This is a genomic window from Virgibacillus alimentarius (assembly GCF_017874635.1).
Taxonomy (GTDB): Bacteria; Bacillota; Bacilli; order Bacillales; family Amphibacillaceae; genus Virgibacillus_B; species Virgibacillus_B alimentarius.
Map to the genome: position 1 here is coordinate 56,313 of NZ_JAGIKX010000004.1, position 20,981 is coordinate 77,293.

The window sequence follows — 20,981 nt, forward strand, 5'->3', positions numbered from 1 at the left end:
CCTTGAGACCTTAAAACAGGTAAACTGCTACAACGGTTGTTACAAATAATCCGGTGAGTACTGGTATAAAATTTTTGCGCACAAGGTCCATCACGGAAATACCGCAAAAGCCTGCAATAGCTATGAGAGATGACCAGGCAACAATGGTGCCTCCACCAGTCCAAATAGAACCTAGCTGGCCGATCGCTGCGAGTGTTTCCGTATCTATTGCCCCATTTTCTAAAGAAGCTGCGAGTGCACCAGTTAGCGGTAAACCGGAAAATCCTGATCCATCCAGCCCAGTAATAATTCCTATGATTAGAATGCTAAGCGCTGCCAGCAATGCACTTTGAGGCAAATATCCTTGAATTGCTTGAACCAGATCAAATAAGAATGCTGGTGGCTCCTCCATTGTCAAAATTTGATCTGAGAAATCCGCACTTCCTAAAAAGAAAAACCCAGCTATCGGAATAACCGGACCCATTGCTTTAAATGCAAAGACAAATCCGTCTGTTATATGGTTTGTTATATAATCAAGGGCATGCTGCTTTCCAAATGCCACGGTGGATAATAATAAGAGTATTACAGCAACACCGCCGATAAATGCTGCACCATCGCCTCCTTCAAGGCCACCCGATCTTCCACCTTCAAATTTTGTATAAATCATGTATACAACAACAAGGAATAATGATAATGGTACCAAAATAGAAAATACTTTACTCCAAGCCGTTAAATGTTTCGTATAAGCTTTTTTATCATTTGTACTTGTCGTGTCTAAAGCAACAAGATCGGATTCATTTAAAGGGTCATGTTTAGAGCGGATTGTTTTACGGTAAAATAAATAAGCTAAAGCGATCGCTGTCGCCCCGGCAATTAAAGACAATATCAATGCTTTATCGGCTACTAAACTCGTATCAATCCCAGCGGATTTAGCCGATAAACTAGGCGCTACTTGAACAATAAAATCGGAAGAAAGCGCCATTCCCTGGCCTGCTATTGCAACAGCCATTGCTGCCAGCATAATTGGCAAACCTGACCTGACAGCTGCGGGTACTAATAAAGCACAAATAAGCGGAACAGCAGGTGTTGGCCAAAAAAATAAAGAAATAACGTACGTCACAATAACCAGAACGAAATAGGAGATGTGACCATTAATCATCACTTTTTGGATCGGTCTTATCATGCGTCGATCTGCACCAAGATCCCGCAAAGAATGAAGTAATGCTAACATAAATGTAATGATCAAAAATATATTAAAAAGCTCTGTAGCTGCAACTAAATTGGCGTTAAAAATGGCTGTAAAACCTTCGATTACACTGCCTTTATATACCCAGGCAATCACAAATGTTCCTAGCAGCGATGGAAGTACAACGCCTTTCCTGAAAATCATGGTAAAGATAATCAAAAGTGTAAATAAACCATATAACAAATGGGACGTTGTTAATACCACATTACCTTCTTCCTTTCATTCTTGACTTGTGTGATTAGCCTATGCGCAATCAAAGAAAGAGGTGATGGAAATAGGGTAATAAATAATAACGAACATACAACGTGAAAACAACGATTATTAGTTCAAGCTCTTTTCTTGTTCTTCTGCGCAATAGTTACATAAAAGTGCACCATCTTTTTGATCCCCATCAAAAAATCCGTTTTCACAGTACACATTTTTTCCGCAATGCTGGCATGTTCCGATCAATTCTCGCATGTTATACACTCCGTTTTTACAATTTTCTTTATTATAGAAGGAATAGTTTTTAAGAAAAAGAGATATGCTTTTATTTTCATTAGTGATTAATAAAAGGCATAAATGGGAATGGATCAACATAGCTATTTATTTGGAGGGTTTTTCTGATGACAAAAACGAAATGATCGTTGACTGGCATAGTTCGATTGAATTTGTTGTGAAACATATGAAGCAAAGGGCACATTTAATTCGTATGATGCGGATATAATGTTTATGGTAAATGTCATAAGTATTGATACCAGGCAGAAGGATCGGGATGAACATGGAATACTACTTTGGAGACGGGTGGCATTCTTATTGACAAGGAGGTAAGTATGAATATTGAAATCAAAATGCATAAACAAGAACCAAGTAAATAAAAAGTGTATATCAGGGCAATACTAGCGTCTAGTATTGTCTTATTTTCGTTGAACTCTTTTGCGTTCTGTTGGAGGGTAAAAAAAATCAATATTAAAGGAGGAAAAATAGAATGGCTTTGAATGTTGCAAAGAAGTTAATAAAGGATCATCTTGTATCAGGAAAGATGGAAAAAGGGGAAGAAATAGGTCTAAAGGTTGATCAGACTTTAACACAAGATGCAACTGGAACAATGGTAATGTTAGAGCTTGAAGCGATGGGACTAGACTACGCGAAAACAGAGGCCTCTGCACAATATGTCGACCACAACCTTATTCAAGTGGATAGCAAAAACCCGGATGACCACTTATTTCTAGAAAGTGCGGCAAAGAAATTTGGGCTTTATTATAGCAGACCGGGAAACGGCGTTAGTCATCCTGTACATATGCAGCGACTGGCTAAGCCCGGTAAGACATTGCTTGGTTCAGACAGTCATACATGTGCAAACGGATGTATGGGGATGCTTGCAATGGGTGCTGGTGGAATTGACGTTGCGATGGCTATTACAGGCGAACCCATTTATATTAAAATGCCGGAAATTTTTGGGGTAAAACTAACTGGCGAACTGCCGGATTGGGTAAGTGCGAAAGACGTTATTTTTGAATTGCTCAGGAGATACGATGTAAAAGGCGGTGTCGGTAAAATTATTGAATATTACGGTCCTGGTCTTGATAACTTATCAGCAATGGACCGCCATGTCATCGCTAATATGGGCGCTGAACTGGGCGCAACTGCCACTGTTTTTCCTTCTGATCAAGAAGTGAAACGCTTCTTGAAGCAGCAAAATCGTGTTGATGATTGGATTGAATTAGTAGCGGATAAAGATGCTACCTATGACAAAAATGATGAAATTAATTTATCTGAATTAGAACCGCTTATTGCAAAACCATCAAGTCCTGGAAATGTAGTGCCTGTTAGAGAAATAGCTGGTACACCTATTTACCAATCCTATATTGGATCATCTGCAAATCCAGGATACCGCGATTTTGCTATCGCTGCAGAAACCGTAAAAGATAAAACGATCGCATCAGGCATGTCTTTTGATATTAATCCGACTTCCAGACAAATGCTCACTAGCTTGGTCGAAAACTTTCATATAGCGAGCCTTCTTCAATCCGGAGCAAGATTGCATCAAGCTGGTTGTAATGGCTGTATTGGGATGGGGCAGGCACCTGCTTCAGGAAGAAATAGTCTGCGAACCACTCCAAGGAATTTCCCGGGACGCTCAGGTACGAAGGAAGATAGTGTTTATCTATCCAGTCCCGAAACTGCAGCCGCATCTGCATTAACTGGAAAAATTACAGATCCGCGGGATTTAAATATGCCATATCCAAAAGTGAAAGAACCAACAAAAGTAAATGCGAAAGATGACCTTCTGGATCAACCGCTGTCTCACGAAGAAGCAAAAAAGGTTGATCTAGTAAAAGGTCCTAATATCGTTTCCATACCAGCAATGGATAAGCTGCCGGATGAGTTGGAAATTCCGGTTTTATTAAAGGTAGGAGATAATATCTCAACGGACGAAATCCTAGCAGGTGGAGCAAGGGTTCTCCCATACCGGAGTAATTTGCCGGAAATTAGTAAATTCACCTATGAAGCTGTCGATCCAACCTATGTAAAACGCGCCATGGACACGAAAGAAAAAGGTGGTCACGCAATTGTTGGTGGGTACAATTACGGACAAGGATCAAGCAGGGAACACGCAGCGTTAGCACCACGATATTTAGGTCTACGAGCGGTACTTGTCAAAGATTATGCCCGAATCCATTGGCAAAATCTTGTTAACTTTGGTATATTGCCACTTACATTTGTAAATGAAAAAGATTATGATGAGCTAGATGCAGGTGAAGTCATCAAGTTAACCAATCTAAAAGATACATTTATGAAAGAAAATAAATTAACTGCCACACTAGCTAACCAAAATAAAGAAATTGAACTAGCGTATAGTTTATCCGATAGACAAAAAGAAATTATTCTGCAAGGCGGGTTAATCAACTGGATTGCGGAAAAGAATAAAGCATCCAAATAAAATAAAAAGGAATGGGACAAAACCCTAGCACATGTAAAAAAGTCAGTTAGTTCATCTTTCGATGGACTAACTGACTTCTTTTATGAATGAGATAATTCTCGGTAACTTCGTTAGCTTCATAGAGGGCCAACCTTTTTACATGTATCGATTTGCATTTTATCGATTCAGAAATTGCCTTTCGTTAGTTAATAATAGTAAACAAAAAGGACACCATCTGATAAAATTAAAATCCCATACAATAACTATCGGAGGTTGTACAATAGAAATAAAGGAGGAGATGTCGTGATTGTTTATTATGATGGAAATTGCATGATGTGTACAAATACGTCGAAGTTATTAAATAAAATGGACATACGAAATAAGCTGACATTTACTTCGTTTCGTAAGATAGAGGACTATCCAAAAGCAATGAAAGAAAGTCTTCATGTTTATTACAAACACATAATCTTTCAAGGATATGATGCATTTATCCAAATTGCAAAGGTGTTGCCTATTATGTGGATTTTTTTGCCTCTCATGTATATTTTTAAGTGGCTTGGCCTCGGTGAATTTATTTATAAAAAAGTCGCTGCGAGCAGAAAGATCATCCCTGTAAATCAATGTGAAACAAACTGCAGCCTCTCAGACCGAACAAAACAATAAGCATTAATTTTCTGGTTCCCCGGTATGGACAGAAGAATATATTTTAATTCGCATTTCACCATCGTCTGCTTTGGCACGGATTAAAATTGGCTGGGAAAGCTTATTTTTAAATGAAAAATCAGGCCCCCACCAACTAACTGTCGCATCGCGTCCAGGTGGTACATACGGAACACTCCTGCTATGTGAATACCGCTCGACAATTTCAATTCCTTTAACGTCGACTGCATTATAAAGTGTGGAAGAAAGCTGACAAATTCCTCCGCCTATATCCTCCGTAAGCTCCCCTTCTTCAATAACCGGAGCACGTTTATAGCCTTTTTCTTCTGTTCGCTCACCGACTGTTTTATTAAATGAAAAGGTTTCCCCGGGAAAAACGACTTGATTATTGATAGCATCGGTAGCAAGTTTAATATTCGTTACGCGTTCTTTATTATCTTTTTTAAAATGCGTCACATAATCGCCAATTTCTTTTTCCCGGATTTCGGATAATAATTCACTATCAACCCGTGGATAAACACGCCTCATCGGCAGTTCCATTTCCGAAGGTTTTCCCTGATAAACGAATTTGCGAAAGGCGAGCTCAAAGGCTCGTTTATCCAGCGCTGTTCCGGGTTTACCAGAAACAATATTACCCTCATCATCCAACGATGCATCCACAGGCTTTTGATATACTTGATCATTTAATTGATCAAGCAAGACTTCTAGCTTACTTTCGTTGATGATAAACGAAAAAGCATATTCCCCAGGATCAATGGTTTGAACAACCTCACCATCCTTTTTTACCAATAGAGGATCGGATTCAGCTGCAGCAGATACCAGGGGGGTCATTACTAAAAAGAAAGACATCAAAAGAATTTTCATACACGATACCTCCTAATGATAGTATTCGGTATAATGCGAAAATCATGTAAAATAAAAAAACCAGGAATTCTCCCGGATTTTTAATAAAAGTAAAGATAAATTCCAAAAGCAGCGAGTGACAGCACAATCGTAATGGAGTAAATCCATATTTGCAGAGGCACGTTCGATTTTAATGAGCTTTTTTCATAATCAAGGGACCGCTTCATTTCATTTTCGATCGTATCCCCTTCTTTTTCATATTTCTTTAATTTATTCTCTTCTTGTTTAAAAATATAAAGTGTCCATACTGTAGCAATCATAAATAAAAGGATAATAACGATAATTAGTCCAAGACTCATCATGAGAACCCCTCCTATTCCTATTATATCCAATTTCTATTATAATATATTTATTATATAATGTCTGTGACTTAGAACATTTCACTATAAAAAAAGCCGCCTTGCCCTATATTATTCCTGGCAAAACGGCTTTTATGAACGCATCATTAACGAAAATCTCTTGTTTCTTCCATGCAGCGACCTGCAACTGCATAACCTACAACCGCTGCAATCGCAATTAAAAGACTATATAAAATCCCATTCTTCATTCAAAATTTCCCCCTTCTATTTGGAGCTTCATTGATTTAACATATTTTAATGGAAAATTAGAAAGGACGATATTTTCCTTTTTTAAGTAGCGTTCTTGTACCGCCCATTAAAAGTAAAGAACGGTTATCAACTACTTTTTTCATTGTTGCAGCTGGCTTTCCTCTTAGTTTTGTTCCAGAGAAAACGGTTCCGATTCCATCTGTTACACCAAGGGAAGCGACTGTTCCTTTATCATCAAATACAAAGTTTTCAAATGGCTGATTGTGCATTAATGCTTTAATATTATTTGCACAAACTGATGCATGTTGCATTGCTGCTTGTGCTGTCGGAGGGAATGGACGGCCTTCCTTCTCATTCATTACCCATGCACAGTCGCCTAGTACAAAAATGTTTTCTTCTCCAGGTGCACGCAGGTCACCATTTACAGTTACTTTACCTTTTGTAATTTCAAATCCGGATTTGCTAAGAACTGAGCTTCCTGTTACACCACCGGTCCATACAATTGTACCTGCTTTAATCTCTTCATTGTCTTCCCCAACTACAAAGCAATCTTCTTTACATTCTTGGATTTTTGCTCCCAAGCGGAATTCTACACCGCGATCTTCGAGTGATTTTTTCGCATATTCTACAAGATCTTTATCAAACATCGGTAAGATAGATGGCATAGCTTCCACATTGATGATTCTTACTTTACTGCGGTCAATGTCGTATTTTTTGCAAAGCTCTGGAACCTTTTCAGCAAGTTCACCAACAAATTCAATACCAGTAAAACCTGCTCCTCCAACAAGAATCGTAAGACTATCTTCGTCTTTTTCTTCTTCGTTGTTATATTTAGCAAATTGATATTCGATATGATCACGAATAAGGCGGCTTGAATCAATATCTACAATAGAGAAAGCGTTTTCTGCCATACCTTTAATTCCAAATGTATTTGTTTCAAATCCTAGGGCAATAACTAGGTAATCATATGTAATATCACTGTTTTCAAGTACAACGGTTTGGTCGTCCTTTTTCACTTCAACAACCGTATCATAAATCAGGCGAACGCGATTAGGATTAACAACATCACTGAGCATATAACGTGCTTGGTTTGGGTTAATCGTTCCGGCTGCCACTTCATGAAGCCATGTCGTTTCATAGTGGTAATTGTGTTTATTTACAAGTACAATTTCCGCTTCTTCTGGCAGTAAATTTTGTGTTAATTTTTTTGTTGTCATCAATCCTGCATAACCTGCTCCAAGGACAACAATTTTTGGTTTATTCATAGTCATGAACATCCACCTTCCTTGTTCTAAATAATAAATAAAATGATGTGTTGAGAAAATCGTTTTCTACACACAAATTAAGCCCATTGCAAAAAATAGTATCATACGATAAATACCTTTAAATAACATATCAATAATACCAAATTTTTTCTATTTAGGCTAATAAACCTATTTCTATTTGTCATATTTATTTATAACATATCTTGATAAATCTGTGAAATCTATTATATGATTTAGTTAGCATTTATATGAGGTGGATTATGGATAAACGAATCATTCATAAAGAAGACGAAGCAGTGAAAACATTATGTGCGAATGACCCCATCATGCGCAAATTAGTAAATGCTGTGGGGAGCATAGAGATCACATTGCGAAGTGATTATTTTAAATCATTAGTACGCTCCATTATTGGACAGCAAATTTCTGTAGCAGCTGCAAGCGCGATTTATGGCCGGCTTGATGCGATGTTAGATCATGAAATCACGGTCTCGTCCATCTATCAATTATCCGAAGCAAAATTGCGCGAGGCTGGATTAACCTTCAGGAAAATAGAATATATCAAAGATCTAGCAAATAAGGTTTACCATGCAGAGATAGACTTACAAGCATTAGCATCATTTGATAATCAAACAATTATAAAGCAATTGACAAGTATCAAAGGGATTGGAAAATGGACGGCTGAAATGTTCCTCATTCTATCTTTAGGCAGAATGGATATTCTGGCAATCGACGATATCGGTATTCAACGAGCTGCTAGATGGCTATACGAGACTGAAAAATCCGAGCGACGCAATATTTTAAAGGAAAAAGCCAAGCTATGGAAGCCTCATTATTCCATCGCCTCCTTTTATTTATGGGAAGCAATTCATCTTGACTTTGTCAAAAATTATGCATCGATTGATGATATAGAGGCCTGACTCACCGTTGGAGACAGACCTCCTTTTTATGGTTTATACCGGTCTTACGGTTATTTCATTCACATTTACATAGTCGGGCTGTGTAACGGCGTAAACAATTGCCCGGGCAATATCGTCTGTATCAAGTGGCCTACGATCACTATTGCTGCGCCCGCGTGACCGAGCAAGATCTGTGTCTACCATTCCTGGAGATATATTGGTAACCCTAACCCCAGTGCGTGCCAATTCTTTTTCCATTCCCATGGATAGCGCACGCACCGCAAACTTGGTTGCACTGTAAACAGAGCTGATCTTTGTTACTTCCTGTCCAGAGACAGAGGCAATGTTAATAATATGGCCGGTTGAGCGCTCGATCATTGTTGGAGTTACAGCATTTATACCATAAAGTGCGCCTTTGATGTTCACATCAATCATTTGTTCCCACTCTTCTACTTTCCCTTCCCGAACTCTCGCATCTAGCATTAACCCTGCATTATTAACATAAATATCGATATCACCAAAGGTTTCAGCAGCTTTTTTCACCATTGCCTCTACTTCGCTTCGATTTGCTACATTCGTAGGAACAGCCAATGCTTGTCCTTCCCCTGCTGTATTAATCTCTTCTGCTATTGTCCCCAGTTTTTCTTTTCTTCTCGCTGCCAGTACGACATTTGCCCCTTCATGTGCGAGATGCTTAGCAATAGTAGCACCTATCCCGCTGCTTGCTCCTGTTATAATCGCATTCTTTCCTGTTAACTGTCCCATTAGAAAATCCTCCTTATGATTGCTCATCCTCTTGTTCTTGTTTTTCATTATTAGGGTTATGGTTGGTCTGTTCGTTACCAGAACTAGCTTCTTTGTTTTCTTCATCTGATTCTTTATTAGATTCTTCTTCATTTGTGTCATTTTTTGTTTCTTCTTCATTATTCTGGTTTTTATCCTCTTCCCCCATCCCCTCATCATTTTCTACATTATCAGATTCTATTTTATTATTCGAATCAGCCGAAGAATTGGGTTCTGTACCCGGGCCTGACTTTGTTGGTGATGGGGTTGAAGGAGAACTTGAAGAATGTGAGTTAGTTGCTTGGTTCCCTGGTTCGTCATAACTGGAAGTTGTATGGCCAGAATCGTTCGATACAGATGAAGAATTTGGATCGGTTGCTGCTGGTTCTTGTACTGCATCTACTTCTTGTACATTTTCAACTTCTTTTTCCTTTACAACAACATTTTCCTCTTCTAAAGTTGGCTCCTCTTGAATTTCTTCCGTTTCTTCATTTTCTAATGTATCTTCTAATACCTCTGTATCCTTCTTTGCTACTTGGGACTGGGAGTTTATGTCTATTTCCTCCAGCTTTCCACCAACAGACATTTCATTCTTTAAGTCATAATAGTCTTGGATCAGGAAAGAAAAAAAGGTTGGTTTTTCCTCTTGTCTTTTATCTGCTAATTGGGTTTTTGGCGTTTCTATGTTTCTGAGTCCAGTACTTACAACAATAATAAAAGCAATAAACAGGACCAGATTAATGATGAGTAGCTTCTTATTGGCCATGTGATAATCTCTCCTTAAAAAAGGAACTTTTTTCCTAAATCTTTATACCCATTGTATATAAAACTCGACTTAAATTTCAAATTTTCTAAGAAATAAAACCAAAAAAAGAGATGACTAAATTTAGGGTAGTAATCTCTTCTTTTTGAGTTAAATTTATTTTTTGATTACGACTTGAATAACATGTCCAAGGCCTATATGTCTTTTTCCTTCATGGCGCTCCGCTTCACCGTAATAAAAATGAATACATTTATAGTCGTTAATCCAATTTAGAATGTCTGTTGGATCGTATAGCATATCAATCGACTTAGGGCCACCTGTTTGATAGGCGAGCTGATCTTTTGAATATACTTCAAAGATAACATGGCCGCCAGGTTTTACTGAATCTATCATGCTTTCCATTAAAAATTGCTGATCAGCTTTTGGAACATGACCAAAAACCATAATGGCAGCATCAAATTGATTTGACTCTACTTTTTCTTTTGTTAAATCGATCTCTGCGGTTTTTACGTTGACATTATGCTGACTTGCTAATTTATTCGTTTTCTCTAAACCGACAGCAGATTGATCATAGGCTGTTACGTCATGACCTAGCGTTGCTAAGTAAACTGCATTTCTTCCCTCACCTTCCGCAAAGCAGCCAATTTTGGAATGCTGGCGAATGATATTGCTTTTATGGTTTATAAATTCGTTTTCCGTCTCCCCATAAACAAAATCTTTATCTGAAAAGCTATTATCCCAATGTTCTTTTGACATATTGATTCTCCTTTTACTATCATACATTCTCTTACAATGTATCACAGGCTCATCAAATAAATGTAAGAATACGCTTATACTAATTTTTCAAATAATGAAAGCATCCTGGCTCGTGCCCGCGGAAAGCAGCCATCTGTAGTGAAAGGCAACGAAGTTACCAAAAAGTCAGGAACTCCATCGAAAGATGAAATATCTGACTTTTTTACATTTACTAGGGTTTTGCCCCAACCCCAAGGTTTAAATTCGGTTCTCCTATTAATCAAAACATAATTTTTTCATTCGAAATTGCTTAATTTTCCAAATAACGATATAATGTTGATTTACTAATGCCTGTCTTATTTTTAATATCGGCCAAGCTGTATTTTTTACTCTCATACATAACGATAGCACGCTGGACATTTTCATCAGGCTTTCTTGGTCGTCCTGTTGAAATACCTTTCTGTTTTGCTTTATTCAATCCCTTTTTTGTTTTTTCACTGATCACATCACTTTGGAATCCTGCAAGACACGTTACAACATAACGAAAAGAGTAACCATTTTTATTGCTCGTATCTATTCCTTCCTTTAATGATTGAAAATATACTTCTTTAACTTCCATTATATCTAATAACTCCATCAAATGGCGTGTTGAATCTGCTAGTGTATATAATTTATGGACAACAATTTCATCCCCTTGCTGAAGATGTTTCATCATATTCTCAAGTTGGATTCTTTTTTTAGCTGAAGCATGCGCTTCAGAGATAATTTGAGCGCAGTTTTGTTCTGTTAATTTTTTCACCTGTACTTCACAGTCTGGGTCATCTTGATCAGGTCTCATATATCCTATTCGCATCGATATTCTCCTCACTGAATTGATCACTTTAATAATAACATAGAGTTTAACATTATTTTTCCCATAATGGTTCCATTTTGGGAAAAGTAATGTTAAACTGTTGCTATTCCCTTTCAGCACCGACTTTTATGCCACTTTAAAAGTCTGAATATAAATAAAGAGGAGTAGGATTAGATTGATTGAAAAAATAAAAAGAGATTGGTTTTCCAATATTAGAGGAGATATTCTGGCCGGAATTGTCGTCGCATTGGCTTTAATACCAGAAGCAATTGCTTTCTCCATTATTGCTGGCGTTGATCCAATGGTCGGATTATATGCATCCTTTTGTATTGCTGTCATTATTTCCTTTACGGGTGGAAGGCCGGGCATGATTTCAGCAGCAACTGGTGCAATGGCTTTATTAATGGTTCCTCTGGTGAAAGAGTATGGCCTCAATTATTTATTGGCGGCAACGATATTAACAGGGGTCATTCAAATTCTTTTTGGTGTTTTTAAAATTGCTAAATTCATGAAGTTTATCCCAAATGCGGTGATGATTGGCTTTGTTAATGCTTTAGCTATTTTAATATTTATGGCTCAAGTACCACATTTTCTTGGAATATCCAATATGACGTATGTGTTTGTCGCTGTTACACTTGTGATTGTCTATGTTGTACCGAGATTTATTAAATCAATCCCTGCACCTTTAATAGCTATTATTCTATTAACGAGTGTTGCACTTTATACTAACATAGATTTGCGAACCGTTGGCGATTTAGGATCAATTTCAAGTTCACTCCCTGTATTTTTAATACCTGATGTCCCATTTACTTTAGAAACACTTGCAATTATCTTCCCGTATTCTCTATCATTAGCTATTGTTGGTTTACTCGAATCTTTACTGACTTCATCCATTGTAGATGATATGACAGGAACAGAGAGTAATAAGAACAAAGAAGCAAGAGGACAAGGAATCGCCAACACGATCACAGGCTTTTTCGGTGGAATGGCGGGGTGTGCAATGATAGGCCAATCTGTCATTAATGTAAAATCAGGTGGCCGTGGCAGACTTTCGACACTTGTTGCAGGATTATTCTTAATGTTTTTAATTATCGTATTAGGTAATTTAGTTGTACAAATTCCGATGCCCGTGCTTGCAGGGATTATGATTATGGTATCCATTGGCACGTTTGACTGGTCATCATTCTCCTATATCGTAAAAGCACCAAAAAGTGATGCAACCGTGATGCTAGCAACCGTAATCATTGTCGTCATGACAAATGATTTATCCAAGGGTGTTATTGCAGGGGTCATCTTAAGTGCAATCTTTTTTGTTGCTAAAATTTCAAAGATACAAGTGACGAAACAGTTAAAAGGGGACAATATCCTATTTCAAGTGAAAGGACAATTATTTTTTGCGTCTGTGGAAAGTTTCGTAAACGCATTTGATCTTGATAGGAAAGACGAAAACATTATCATTGATTTTTCTAATGCGCATGTTTGGGATGAATCAGCGGTTGGAGCCGTGGACAAAGTGATATTAAAATTCCGCGAAAGAAATAATACAGTAACCATACAAGGATTAAATGCCTCAAGTAAAAAGATGATTGATAAGCTTGCTATGCATCACATATAATTCATTACTAATTTATGTAAGGAGTGTTGGAATTGTATCAAAGAATACTCTTAGCAGTGGACGGGTCTGAACATTCGCTTCGAGCAGCCCAAGAAGCAATCAAAATCGCTTCCCTATCTACAAATTGTGTCATTGAAGTCGTACTGGTAGCTGAATTTTCTAAAGCGAAGGATGAGGTTCTTCATTCTCAAGGAAAAGAAGAATTAGAAATCTCCCGCAGGAACAGAATTTCCCCTGTGGAAAAAAAGTTACAGGCGAAAGACTTGTCATATGAAGTCAAAATATTACACGGGGTACCTGGTCCAACGATTGTTGATTACGCTAATAAAGGAACGTTCGATATCGTTATCATCGGAAGCAGGGGGCTAAATACCTTACAAGAAATGGTTTTAGGAAGTGTAAGCCATAAAGTCGCAAAAAGGGTAAATTGCCCTGTAATGATCGTGAAGTAAATAGAATAGATGAAACACAAACAAATGATGCTCCTTGCAATATGCAAAGAGCATCATTTGTTTACTTTTCTTCATCAGGATCAATGACATCAAACGGACGCATCATGTCATATTCTTCATGCTCTAGAATATGGCAATGCCATACATAACGGCCGGTATGCGGAGCAAATTTTACAATAACACGGGTAAACTCACCAGATGGTGCAGTCACAGTATCTTTCCATCCACGTTCATTAGGTTCTGGTGCAGCCGCTGGTGCAGTGAATTTGATTTGACCGGTTTCATTATACCAATCTAAATCAAATGGACGGCGATCTAATACTTGAAACTGAATTAAATGAATGTGCATCGGATGGGGAAAATCAGTAATATTCATAAAGGACCAAATTTCTGTCGATCCGAGCATCGGTTTTTCGGATACTGGATCCACCCATCTTTTATTATCAAGCAGAAGTATTGGTCTCCCGTATTGATCCGTTGTGCTTGTAAGCTTTAAGTTTCGGATTGTCGTAATGTTATTATTTTTTAAAGATGGGATTGGAGATAGATTTCTAGGAATCCTACTTTTGTCCTCACTTGATAGCGGCAGGGTAACCCGAAACTGCATCACATCATGTGTTTCATCCTCTGGATCTGCATTTTCGCCAAGGTCATTTTTCAAATGAATGGTTTCTCCTTCGAATTTGGAAAAATCAATGATCACGTCAACGCGTTCCGCCGGATCAATGGCTAACGTCCCCATTTTTTCTGTTTTTTGCATCAGACCGCCATCTGATCCAATTTGATAGAAAGACTCTCCTGAATCAAGATAGAGTTGATAGGCTCTTGAATTGGCAGCATTTAAGATGCGAAAACGATATTTTCTTGGTTCCACCTCTAGATACGGCCATACCTTCCCATTCACTAGATTTGTATCTCCATTAAAAAAAGGCTGAATAGATGGATCAGGTAATTCAGGCATATTCGGATCTTGCTCCGGCTGCCTTGGATAAGAAAGAGACCCATCGCCATTAAATGATCGATCGACAATCATTAAAGGAATCTCGTATTTTCCTTCAGGCAAATGTAACGCCTTTTCTTCTTTCCCGCGAATAATATACATGCCTGCGAGCCCTGCATATACATTTAATCTTGTTAACCCCATCGCATGATCATGGTACCATAATGTCATTGGCCGCTGCTTATTGGAGTATTCATAAACTTCTCTTTCAAAAAACGGTCCTACTTCTTTAAAACCATTGGTATACCATGCCTCAGGATACCCATCACTGGAGGACTTCGTTTCGCCGCCATGTAAATGGGTAACGGTTCGTACTTCCGGTTGCCTTCCTACATCATGTATGGATCGATCTACGGGGAGAATGTGTCTTGGCGGTAGATCATTTGCCCATTTTACTTGGATTGCTTCCCCTTGCTCCACATCAATCAAAGGTCCGGGAAACTGGCTATTATATCCCCATAATCGGGTCGGACGTAGATCTTTGTGCAATTTTGCCCGGAACTCCCTCATACGCATTTCATAATAACTCCCATTTTTATTCTTTTGAAACGGTTTAGCTGCTTCTATCATTGGGAGCTGATCTACAAATTTTCTGAGTTTTGGACTCAAGGTTTTCATCTCCTATAGTTTAGTTTTACTACAGTAGATGTTTATCCCAGCGAAAAGGTTCGTTTCAGTAAAAAGGATTCAGATAAGATAAAACTCGCCCGAATGTTTTGGAATACGTAACAATTAAGGTCTTGAAATATCTTGACCAAAACCTGAAAAATTGGTGAGATATCCCTGTATTTCCCCATCTTCCAGATCCAGCACCTTATTCACAACCTCATCCAAAAAGTACCGGTCATGGGAAATGACAATAATTGTTCCTTTATAGCTCTGCAAAAAATCCTCCAGCCATTCGACTGCTATCAAATCCAATTGATTGGTCGGTTCGTCCAGCAATAAAAAATCAGGATTTTTCAGCAAAATCAGAGCTAAACCAACCTTTGTTTTTTCCCCTCCACTCAAAGCAGAAAATGACTGGTCCAAAAGAGCATTGATATGGAGACCGGTTGTGATTTTTTCTATCATTGCATCGATTTCATAACCGCCACTTACTGTAAAACGGTCCTGAAGAACGCCGTATGTTTCTACTAACTTTTGCAAGTTTTTTCTTCTGTTTCTTTACTCATGGTCTCCTCAAGATTTCTCATCTTCTCTTCCAATTGTAAGAGCCCTGTAAAAGCTGTCTTTAACACATCTTTTGTGGTAAAAGAATGTGGAAAGCTAGGAATTTGCGCGAGATAACCAACCTCTGTCCCCTTTTTCCAGTGGATTTGACCAGCGTCAGGTGTTATATCACCATTTAACAACCGCAATAATGTCGTTTTCCCGCTTCCATTACGGCCGACTAAACCTACTCGAGCACCCTCTTTCATTTCAAATGATATATTTTTAAAAATGGCGTTGCCTCCATACATCTTTTTCACTTGATTCACACTACACGTAATCATGTATATACCTCCTCGATCGGCAAAATTAAAAAAAGCCACGGGAAAATACACTTCTCCCGTGACTAATAGGCATGAAAAAAAGAGAGCATGAAAAGCCCCCTTTCAACCTTGTATATAAGTGGCGTAAGAGATGTTTTTCGCTGTTTTAGATTTGCTATTTAATTGCTAAATGAGGACATACGTATCCCGTCAGCAACAAAAATAGCAAATTTTGCACGGACAAAATATAGGAACTCGGTCCAACATCCATGCACAAAAACAGCTTGATCGAACATCCTTATCCACCTCCGTTCATAATTAGTACCTTTTATTTTATTCTTTCTGGAATTATTTTTCAAGGATTTATAAGCTAAAATCTAAAAAAGCTAAACAAAAAGAGTACATATAGCCTCTACCTTCAGCGTGCTATAGTACTCTTCCTGTTATTATTGGTCAGATGTTAACTCAGATTTCACTTGTTGAATTTCTTGTTGGGATGCAACTTGGGGTGGCTGATAATGTCCCTTTTGCAATGCATAATCATACACTTTTTTCTGACGCGCTTCATCCCCGTTTCTTAAATTAACTAAGGTTTGTCTAAGTGCTTGATTATTTGCATCACTGATGTAGCCTGCATAACCTTTCATACTAGCATTTAATCCATTTAGATAATCGTTCGTAATATCTTTATCTGTAATCATACATTTTCCTCCTTACTGTAAATAAGTTAATAGTTGTTGCTGAGCCTGCCTGGCAGATTGGGCATCCTGCTGCAACATTGATTTTAGTTCCGGGCACATTGCTGATTGTGCATACGTTTCTAATTTATTTGCGATCATCCCATGTTCACCAATGATTTGGCGCAAATTTTCCAGTTCAGTCTGTGTTAATGATTCAGCCATACAAAAAGCTCCTTTCCAAAGAATTTCAAGTATTAGTGTTCCCAGTCAAACAAGAGGTATTCTAGGAACAACATCATTTTTTCAAATTGACTTTTTCAGCATGTAATTGTAAAATAAATATCCAAACTTAGATCGAAGGAGGATTATTAAAAAATGACACACGCGATGAGACTTCGCTTCCCAACTTTGAACCAGTAATGAAATACGTTCAAAGGCTCTGCTTGTGGATGCAGGGTAAACGGGAGTAGTCTGTCCTTTTTTAATAATCTTCATGTAGCATATATCATCATGTCATATGTAGAAAGGTGGACTCGTCTGCCTTTCTTTTTTGTATCTGTATGGATATTTTTCCTTCAAAAGATGGGATTTACCATTTTTTTAGGATGCAGGTTTCTTTGGTATATCCATTCCATTTTAAACATTTTTCATCAGGATAGGTTTTCCTTCCGTTTACACTGATCACAGGCAGAAACCTGTGATTTTTTGTTTGACCAAACAGGAGGGAATAAATGATGGAATTATTAAGTGTAGAACTCTCAAATATCGAAGTAACGTTTTTAGATCAAATGATAGTTGACATCCCCCACTTAGCTATTCATCAGTTTGATCGAATTGGATTAGTTGGAAAAAACGGAGAAGGTAAAAGTACCTTATTGAAGGTGATCAATGGCCAAGTCATTCCAAGTAAAGGAAAAGTTAACCGACTTGTCGATTTTGGATACTTTGAACAAACAACGAAACCTGTAGAGAGTGAAGTCGATTATGAATTACTCGGAAAGTTATCGATTCCTAAAACAGAAATAAGCCAGCTAAGCGGCGGAGAGCAGACAAAGATGAAATTAGCGCAGCTGTTTTCCACTTATCATGAAGGATTATTAATTGATGAACCGACAACACATCTAGACGCCTCCGGTATCGATTTTCTTATTGAAGAATTAAAATATTATTACGGAGCACTCGTTCTCGTAAGTCATGATCGTTATGTGCTAGATCAACTCGTAACAAAAATATGGGAAATTGATGAAGGGAAAATAACAGTGTATCCAGGCAATTATTCTGATTATGAAGAACAGAAAGCATTAGAAAAAAATCAGCAACAGGAACAATATGATAAATATGTAAAAGATAAACATCGCTTGTTAAAAGCTGCAGATGAGAAAATGAAAAAGGCTGAAAAAGTAACAAAAGCAAATAATAAAATGTCGAAAAAAGAAACAAAAGCAAAAGCTAATAAAATGTTTATGACGAAATCAAAAGATACCAGCCAAAAGTCCATACAACGAGCAGCTAAAGCGCTTGAACAACGGGTGAATCAGCTTGAGGAGGTCGAAGCTCCAAAAGAAGAGAAAGATCTTTATTTTCCTCAACCTAAAGCACTCCAAATGCATAATAAGTTTCCTATTATGGCAGACCGACTGACACTAGATGCTGGTGGGAAAACGCTTTTTAAAGAAATCAGTTTTCAATTTGCTTTAGGCAAAACCATTGCAATTACAGGAAATAATGGTTCCGGCAAAACAACACTGCTGCAACACATTGTCAACAATGGAGAGGGCATTATGCTTTCACCTAAAGTTATTTTTGGTAAATATAAACAGATGGATTATCATTTCGAACAAGCAGAAACTGTGCTTTCGTATATGAAAGAACGAACTGATTGTAATGAAGGCAGCATACGTGCAGCTCTTCATGCGATGAATTTTACTGGCAATGATATTAAGAAAGATGTACGTGATTTAAGCGGTGGAGAAGCTATTCGCCTTATCTTATGTCAGCTTTTTATGGGAAAATACAATGTACTTGTATTAGATGAACCGACAAACTTTCTTGATCTGCATTGTATGAAAGCATTGGAAAAATTCCTCAAGGCTTATCAAGGCACGGTACTTCTCGTATCCCATGATCGCACATTTATTGAACGTACAGCTGAGCAGGTTTATAAAATCGAAAATCAAAAACTTTTTTTAAAAAGAGAATGAATAAACATTAGAGGGAGCTGAATTTGGGTTTAAAAGAAGGAGAACCGGTGCCTAAAAATGCGTTAGGTGTTTCTTGCGTCCACCTGAGCTTAAATCCAATGTTTAAAGAAACGAAACCCTCGATGATTCGAAGAGAAATTATCGAGGGTTTCGTTTCTTTTGGTTAATATGCGATATGCGACATTCTAGTTTTTGCAGTAAACAGGTAACAACAGGATTTTTTCTATTTAAATATACGAATAACGTCCCTTATCATTGTGAAAACCCATTTACAAATGAACGATCAAGCCTTACTGACTTCTCAAAATGATACGCACAAGCCCCAGTCGCCTCGTGTATATCCTGAATATTATTAGATGTCAAACCTGAACCGGGCATGATGATCGGACCGTCCAGCTTTCTGGATAATCCGACAAGTTTTGCGAGTTGCTCCTTTCCTGCTCCTCCTCCATACAAAAAGTCCGGATTTACCATGTTTAAAACACGATAAATACGGACTTTTGTTCGTTAAGAAACTATCCTCTTTTTCCTGTTCTGCCTTTTTTTCCAAAGTACAAGAGTCCCGCTAATAAGCCAAGCAAACACATAGCGACGGAAAAAATGAAAAATGGAAGTGCTCCAAATTTAAAGATCAACGGCACAGATAGTGCTGTAACAATTCCACCGCCTAATAAAGGCTCATAGACAAGCTGCTTGTATCCAAAACTTTCAAGTGCTGGGGATTTATTATCTGGGTCAACAACACGCATTAATAATAACCCTGTTGCCGTAACTCCCATGGATTGTCCGAAATCTCCTATTGCACGCTCAAACCAGTAAGAAGGAATGATGCGCGGTGCTAGAATAAGTATACCAAATACATTCCATGCAATACCTGCCGCTGCAAGCAATAAGAAAGGGACAATATATTCTCCTATGATATCAAGTGAAATCGTTCCCATTGCTGATACGATTAGAACATCAAGCGCAAACCCTTGAATACGATTTACCATTTTTCGGTCCATAATTTCCGTTTTGTCTATTTTTTTAAAGATAAGCTGAATAATGATACCGCCAATCATCGCAAGTGGAAAGAGCGGAATGTATGTCATAAACGCTGAATCGGTGAAAGCTCCCCAGGTAACATCTTCAATCAAAATTAATAATTGTAAAATGAAGTAACCGACTAGTATAGCCAAACCTACTAAAGCAAAATGCAAAGATAATGGTTCAATAGATTCCGGACGAACCGTCATCTTAGCTGCGGGTTCTCTATTTTCAAATTCGATAATTCCCTGCTTTTTAAGTTCTGAAAACCCTTCCACATTATCGACAACTTTTGTCTTATTTCTTCGGATAGCCCAGTTGATTAAAACGATTCCAACAATGACACCAGAAAGAAGACCAACAGTAGCTAAACCAACAGCCAGATCGTAACCTTCAGCGAAACCCATTTTTTCAAACGTTCCTGCCATTCCAGCTGCAGTTCCATGTCCTCCTTCAAATGCTATTTCAATCAGCGCACCTGTCATTGGAGGTAATCCAAAAACTGGTGATAAGATCAAGAGTGCAATAGCAACACCTACCACGTATTGCCCCCACCCCATTGTCCAGCCAAAGGCTATCTGAGGACCGGCTAAATTCCATACTTTTGATACATGGGGAATGGTTGATCCAAGAAATAATGTCGCAAATACAACATTGATCATTAAACCAGGCAATGTGCTCCATGTTTCTATCACATTTTCACTGACGATGCCGTTTGTCCAAAAAGAATCTTCGCTAACAAACGATCCGAGTATTTTACCAAGCACCTGTGGTCCTAAAAGCAATGCTAAAAAACCACCAATGACAGACGATGGTAAAAATAGATTTTGCAGCCATTTTACTCTTACCCGAAGCCATTTACCAAGTAGTAAAAAGACTCCTAGATAAAGTAAGGCAAAGCCTATTTGGTCAGGTGACATATCAAAAACTCCCTTAAATTAAATCAATTTTCTATCTTTTTTTACATAATTTTCGACCCTTAAATAACTTACATGAAAA

General features: G+C 38.0%; 22 protein-coding genes and 1 pseudogene. 7 read left to right on the top strand and 16 right to left on the bottom strand.

Annotated features, from left to right (window positions below; genetic code table 11):
• Positions 1-10: 10 nt before the first annotated feature.
• Positions 11-1,429, bottom strand: a complete 1,419-nt coding sequence (locus J2Z81_RS04525; RefSeq protein ID WP_226370811.1) for a hypothetical protein — start codon at positions 1,427-1,429, stop codon at positions 11-13.
• Between the two features lie 117 nt (positions 1,430-1,546).
• On the bottom strand, positions 1,547-1,684 hold the full coding sequence (locus J2Z81_RS04530; RefSeq protein WP_198020919.1) for a hypothetical protein: 138 nt from the start codon (positions 1,682-1,684) through the stop codon (positions 1,547-1,549).
• Positions 1,685-2,192: 508 nt separating this feature from the next.
• On the opposite strand from J2Z81_RS04530, the gene J2Z81_RS04535 reads away from it, so the two are divergent.
• Positions 2,193-4,148: an aconitate hydratase gene (locus J2Z81_RS04535; RefSeq protein WP_029268368.1), complete on the top strand. Its 1,956-nt coding sequence runs from the start codon at positions 2,193-2,195 to the stop codon at positions 4,146-4,148.
• A gap of 282 nt (positions 4,149-4,430) precedes the next feature.
• Entirely contained in the window at positions 4,431-4,790 is a 360-nt protein-coding gene (locus tag J2Z81_RS04540) for a thiol-disulfide oxidoreductase DCC family protein (protein ID WP_226370812.1), read from the top strand.
• 3 nt (positions 4,791-4,793) lie between these two features.
• Here J2Z81_RS04540 and J2Z81_RS04545 read toward each other — a convergent pair whose 3' ends face one another.
• From J2Z81_RS04545 to J2Z81_RS04555, 3 genes are all read right to left on the bottom strand, one after another.
• The gene (locus tag J2Z81_RS04545) at positions 4,794-5,651 is read right to left on the bottom strand and encodes a VanW family protein (RefSeq protein WP_038221065.1); all 858 of its coding nucleotides are present in this window, start codon (positions 5,649-5,651) and stop codon (positions 4,794-4,796) included.
• Positions 5,652-5,731: 80 nt separating this feature from the next.
• Positions 5,732-5,992 carry a hypothetical protein gene (locus J2Z81_RS04550; protein ID WP_226374337.1) on the bottom strand — a complete coding sequence of 87 codons (261 nt, stop codon included), beginning with the start codon at positions 5,990-5,992 and terminating at the stop codon, positions 5,732-5,734.
• Positions 5,993-6,294: 302 nt separating this feature from the next.
• Positions 6,295-7,503 carry an NAD(P)/FAD-dependent oxidoreductase gene (locus J2Z81_RS04555; protein WP_226370840.1) on the bottom strand — a complete coding sequence of 403 codons (1,209 nt, stop codon included), beginning with the start codon at positions 7,501-7,503 and terminating at the stop codon, positions 6,295-6,297.
• A gap of 260 nt (positions 7,504-7,763) precedes the next feature.
• Between J2Z81_RS04555 and J2Z81_RS04560 the strand changes: the two genes are divergently transcribed.
• Complete coding sequence (locus J2Z81_RS04560; RefSeq protein ID WP_226370813.1) at positions 7,764-8,420, top strand: DNA-3-methyladenine glycosylase family protein; 657 nt, start codon at positions 7,764-7,766, stop codon at positions 8,418-8,420.
• Between the two features lie 33 nt (positions 8,421-8,453).
• Here the strand turns inward: J2Z81_RS04560 and J2Z81_RS04565 are convergent, their stop codons facing one another.
• The 4 genes from J2Z81_RS04565 to J2Z81_RS04580 all read right to left on the bottom strand — a co-directional run bounded on the left by J2Z81_RS04565 (position 8,454) and on the right by J2Z81_RS04580 (position 11,533).
• Positions 8,454-9,164 carry an SDR family oxidoreductase gene (locus J2Z81_RS04565; protein WP_029268374.1) on the bottom strand — a complete coding sequence of 237 codons (711 nt, stop codon included), beginning with the start codon at positions 9,162-9,164 and terminating at the stop codon, positions 8,454-8,456.
• A 13-nt stretch (positions 9,165-9,177) separates the two neighbouring features.
• Positions 9,178-9,948 (bottom strand): hypothetical protein, encoded by a 771-nt coding sequence (locus J2Z81_RS04570; protein ID WP_226370814.1) that lies wholly within the window; start codon positions 9,946-9,948, stop codon positions 9,178-9,180.
• A 153-nt stretch (positions 9,949-10,101) separates the two neighbouring features.
• The gene (locus tag J2Z81_RS04575; protein ID WP_029268376.1) at positions 10,102-10,701 is read right to left on the bottom strand and encodes a class I SAM-dependent methyltransferase; all 600 of its coding nucleotides are present in this window, start codon (positions 10,699-10,701) and stop codon (positions 10,102-10,104) included.
• Positions 10,702-10,990: 289 nt separating this feature from the next.
• Positions 10,991-11,533, bottom strand: a complete 543-nt coding sequence (locus J2Z81_RS04580) for a recombinase family protein (RefSeq protein ID WP_029268377.1) — start codon at positions 11,531-11,533, stop codon at positions 10,991-10,993.
• Between the two features lie 175 nt (positions 11,534-11,708).
• Between J2Z81_RS04580 and J2Z81_RS04585 the strand changes: the two genes are divergently transcribed.
• Positions 11,709-13,148: a SulP family inorganic anion transporter gene (locus tag J2Z81_RS04585; protein WP_084179111.1), complete on the top strand. Its 1,440-nt coding sequence runs from the start codon at positions 11,709-11,711 to the stop codon at positions 13,146-13,148.
• A gap of 32 nt (positions 13,149-13,180) precedes the next feature.
• On the top strand, positions 13,181-13,600 hold the full coding sequence (locus J2Z81_RS04590) for a universal stress protein (RefSeq protein WP_226370815.1): 420 nt from the start codon (positions 13,181-13,183) through the stop codon (positions 13,598-13,600).
• Between the two features lie 61 nt (positions 13,601-13,661).
• On the opposite strand, the gene J2Z81_RS04595 is transcribed toward J2Z81_RS04590, so the two are convergent.
• From J2Z81_RS04595 to J2Z81_RS04610, 5 genes and pseudogenes are all read right to left on the bottom strand, one after another.
• Positions 13,662-15,209, bottom strand: coding sequence for a multicopper oxidase family protein (locus J2Z81_RS04595; RefSeq protein ID WP_029268380.1), 1,548 nt, complete (start codon positions 15,207-15,209; stop codon positions 13,662-13,664).
• A gap of 138 nt (positions 15,210-15,347) precedes the next feature.
• Positions 15,348-16,096, bottom strand: a pseudogene (locus J2Z81_RS04600) (ATP-binding cassette domain-containing protein); the annotation flags it as partial.
• A gap of 158 nt (positions 16,097-16,254) precedes the next feature.
• A complete protein-coding gene (locus J2Z81_RS16055) occupies positions 16,255-16,371 on the bottom strand; it encodes an RAxF-45 family protein (protein WP_319023819.1) in 117 nt (38 codons plus the stop codon).
• A 150-nt stretch (positions 16,372-16,521) separates the two neighbouring features.
• On the bottom strand, positions 16,522-16,773 hold the full coding sequence (locus J2Z81_RS04605; RefSeq protein ID WP_226370841.1) for a spore coat protein: 252 nt from the start codon (positions 16,771-16,773) through the stop codon (positions 16,522-16,524).
• Positions 16,774-16,788: 15 nt separating this feature from the next.
• Positions 16,789-16,977 (bottom strand): hypothetical protein, encoded by a 189-nt coding sequence (locus J2Z81_RS04610; protein WP_226370816.1) that lies wholly within the window; start codon positions 16,975-16,977, stop codon positions 16,789-16,791.
• A gap of 153 nt (positions 16,978-17,130) precedes the next feature.
• Here J2Z81_RS04610 and J2Z81_RS16165 point away from each other — a divergent pair, with 153 nt between their 5' ends.
• Together J2Z81_RS16165 and J2Z81_RS04620 are read left to right on the top strand one after the other, a co-directional pair.
• Entirely contained in the window at positions 17,131-17,175 is a 45-nt protein-coding gene (locus tag J2Z81_RS16165; protein ID WP_142301762.1) for an erythromycin resistance leader peptide, read from the top strand.
• A 314-nt stretch (positions 17,176-17,489) separates the two neighbouring features.
• Entirely contained in the window at positions 17,490-18,956 is a 1,467-nt protein-coding gene (locus J2Z81_RS04620) for an Msr family ABC-F type ribosomal protection protein (protein ID WP_029268383.1), read from the top strand.
• 252 nt (positions 18,957-19,208) lie between these two features.
• Here J2Z81_RS04620 and J2Z81_RS04625 read toward each other — a convergent pair whose 3' ends face one another.
• Positions 19,209-19,430 (bottom strand): copper homeostasis protein CutC, encoded by a 222-nt coding sequence (locus tag J2Z81_RS04625; protein WP_029268384.1) that lies wholly within the window; start codon positions 19,428-19,430, stop codon positions 19,209-19,211.
• A 41-nt stretch (positions 19,431-19,471) separates the two neighbouring features.
• Positions 19,472-20,902 (bottom strand): sodium/glutamate symporter, encoded by a 1,431-nt coding sequence (locus J2Z81_RS04630; protein ID WP_029268385.1) that lies wholly within the window; start codon positions 20,900-20,902, stop codon positions 19,472-19,474.
• Positions 20,903-20,981 lie beyond the last annotated feature (79 nt).

Excerpts from the sequence above, each read along its gene's own strand:
- J2Z81_RS04545 (WP_038221065.1), bottom strand. The coding sequence starts at position 5,651 with ATGAAAATTCTTTTGATGTCTTTCTTTTTAGTAATGACCCCCCTGGTA.
- J2Z81_RS04580 (WP_029268377.1), bottom strand. The coding sequence starts at position 11,533 with ATGCGAATAGGATATATGAGACCTGATCAAGATGACCCAGACTGTGAA.
- J2Z81_RS04535 (WP_029268368.1), top strand. The coding sequence starts at position 2,193 with ATGGCTTTGAATGTTGCAAAGAAGTTAATAAAGGATCATCTTGTATCA.
- J2Z81_RS04570 (WP_226370814.1), bottom strand. The coding sequence starts at position 9,948 with ATGGCCAATAAGAAGCTACTCATCATTAATCTGGTCCTGTTTATTGCT.
- J2Z81_RS04565 (WP_029268374.1), bottom strand. The coding sequence starts at position 9,164 with ATGGGACAGTTAACAGGAAAGAATGCGATTATAACAGGAGCAAGCAGC.
- J2Z81_RS04625 (WP_029268384.1), bottom strand. The coding sequence starts at position 19,430 with ATGGTAAATCCGGACTTTTTGTATGGAGGAGGAGCAGGAAAGGAGCAA.
- J2Z81_RS16055 (WP_319023819.1), bottom strand. The coding sequence starts at position 16,371 with ATGTTCGATCAAGCTGTTTTTGTGCATGGATGTTGGACCGAGTTCCTA.
- J2Z81_RS04610 (WP_226370816.1), bottom strand. The coding sequence starts at position 16,977 with ATGGCTGAATCATTAACACAGACTGAACTGGAAAATTTGCGCCAAATC.
- J2Z81_RS04560 (WP_226370813.1), top strand. The coding sequence starts at position 7,764 with ATGGATAAACGAATCATTCATAAAGAAGACGAAGCAGTGAAAACATTA.
- J2Z81_RS04550 (WP_226374337.1), bottom strand. The coding sequence starts at position 5,992 with ATGATGAGTCTTGGACTAATTATCGTTATTATCCTTTTATTTATGATT.
- J2Z81_RS04620 (WP_029268383.1), top strand. The coding sequence starts at position 17,490 with ATGGAATTATTAAGTGTAGAACTCTCAAATATCGAAGTAACGTTTTTA.
- J2Z81_RS04555 (WP_226370840.1), bottom strand. The coding sequence starts at position 7,503 with ATGAATAAACCAAAAATTGTTGTCCTTGGAGCAGGTTATGCAGGATTG.
- J2Z81_RS04530 (WP_198020919.1), bottom strand. The coding sequence starts at position 1,684 with ATGCGAGAATTGATCGGAACATGCCAGCATTGCGGAAAAAATGTGTAC.
- J2Z81_RS04630 (WP_029268385.1), bottom strand. The coding sequence starts at position 20,902 with ATGTCACCTGACCAAATAGGCTTTGCCTTACTTTATCTAGGAGTCTTT.
- J2Z81_RS04575 (WP_029268376.1), bottom strand. The coding sequence starts at position 10,701 with ATGTCAAAAGAACATTGGGATAATAGCTTTTCAGATAAAGATTTTGTT.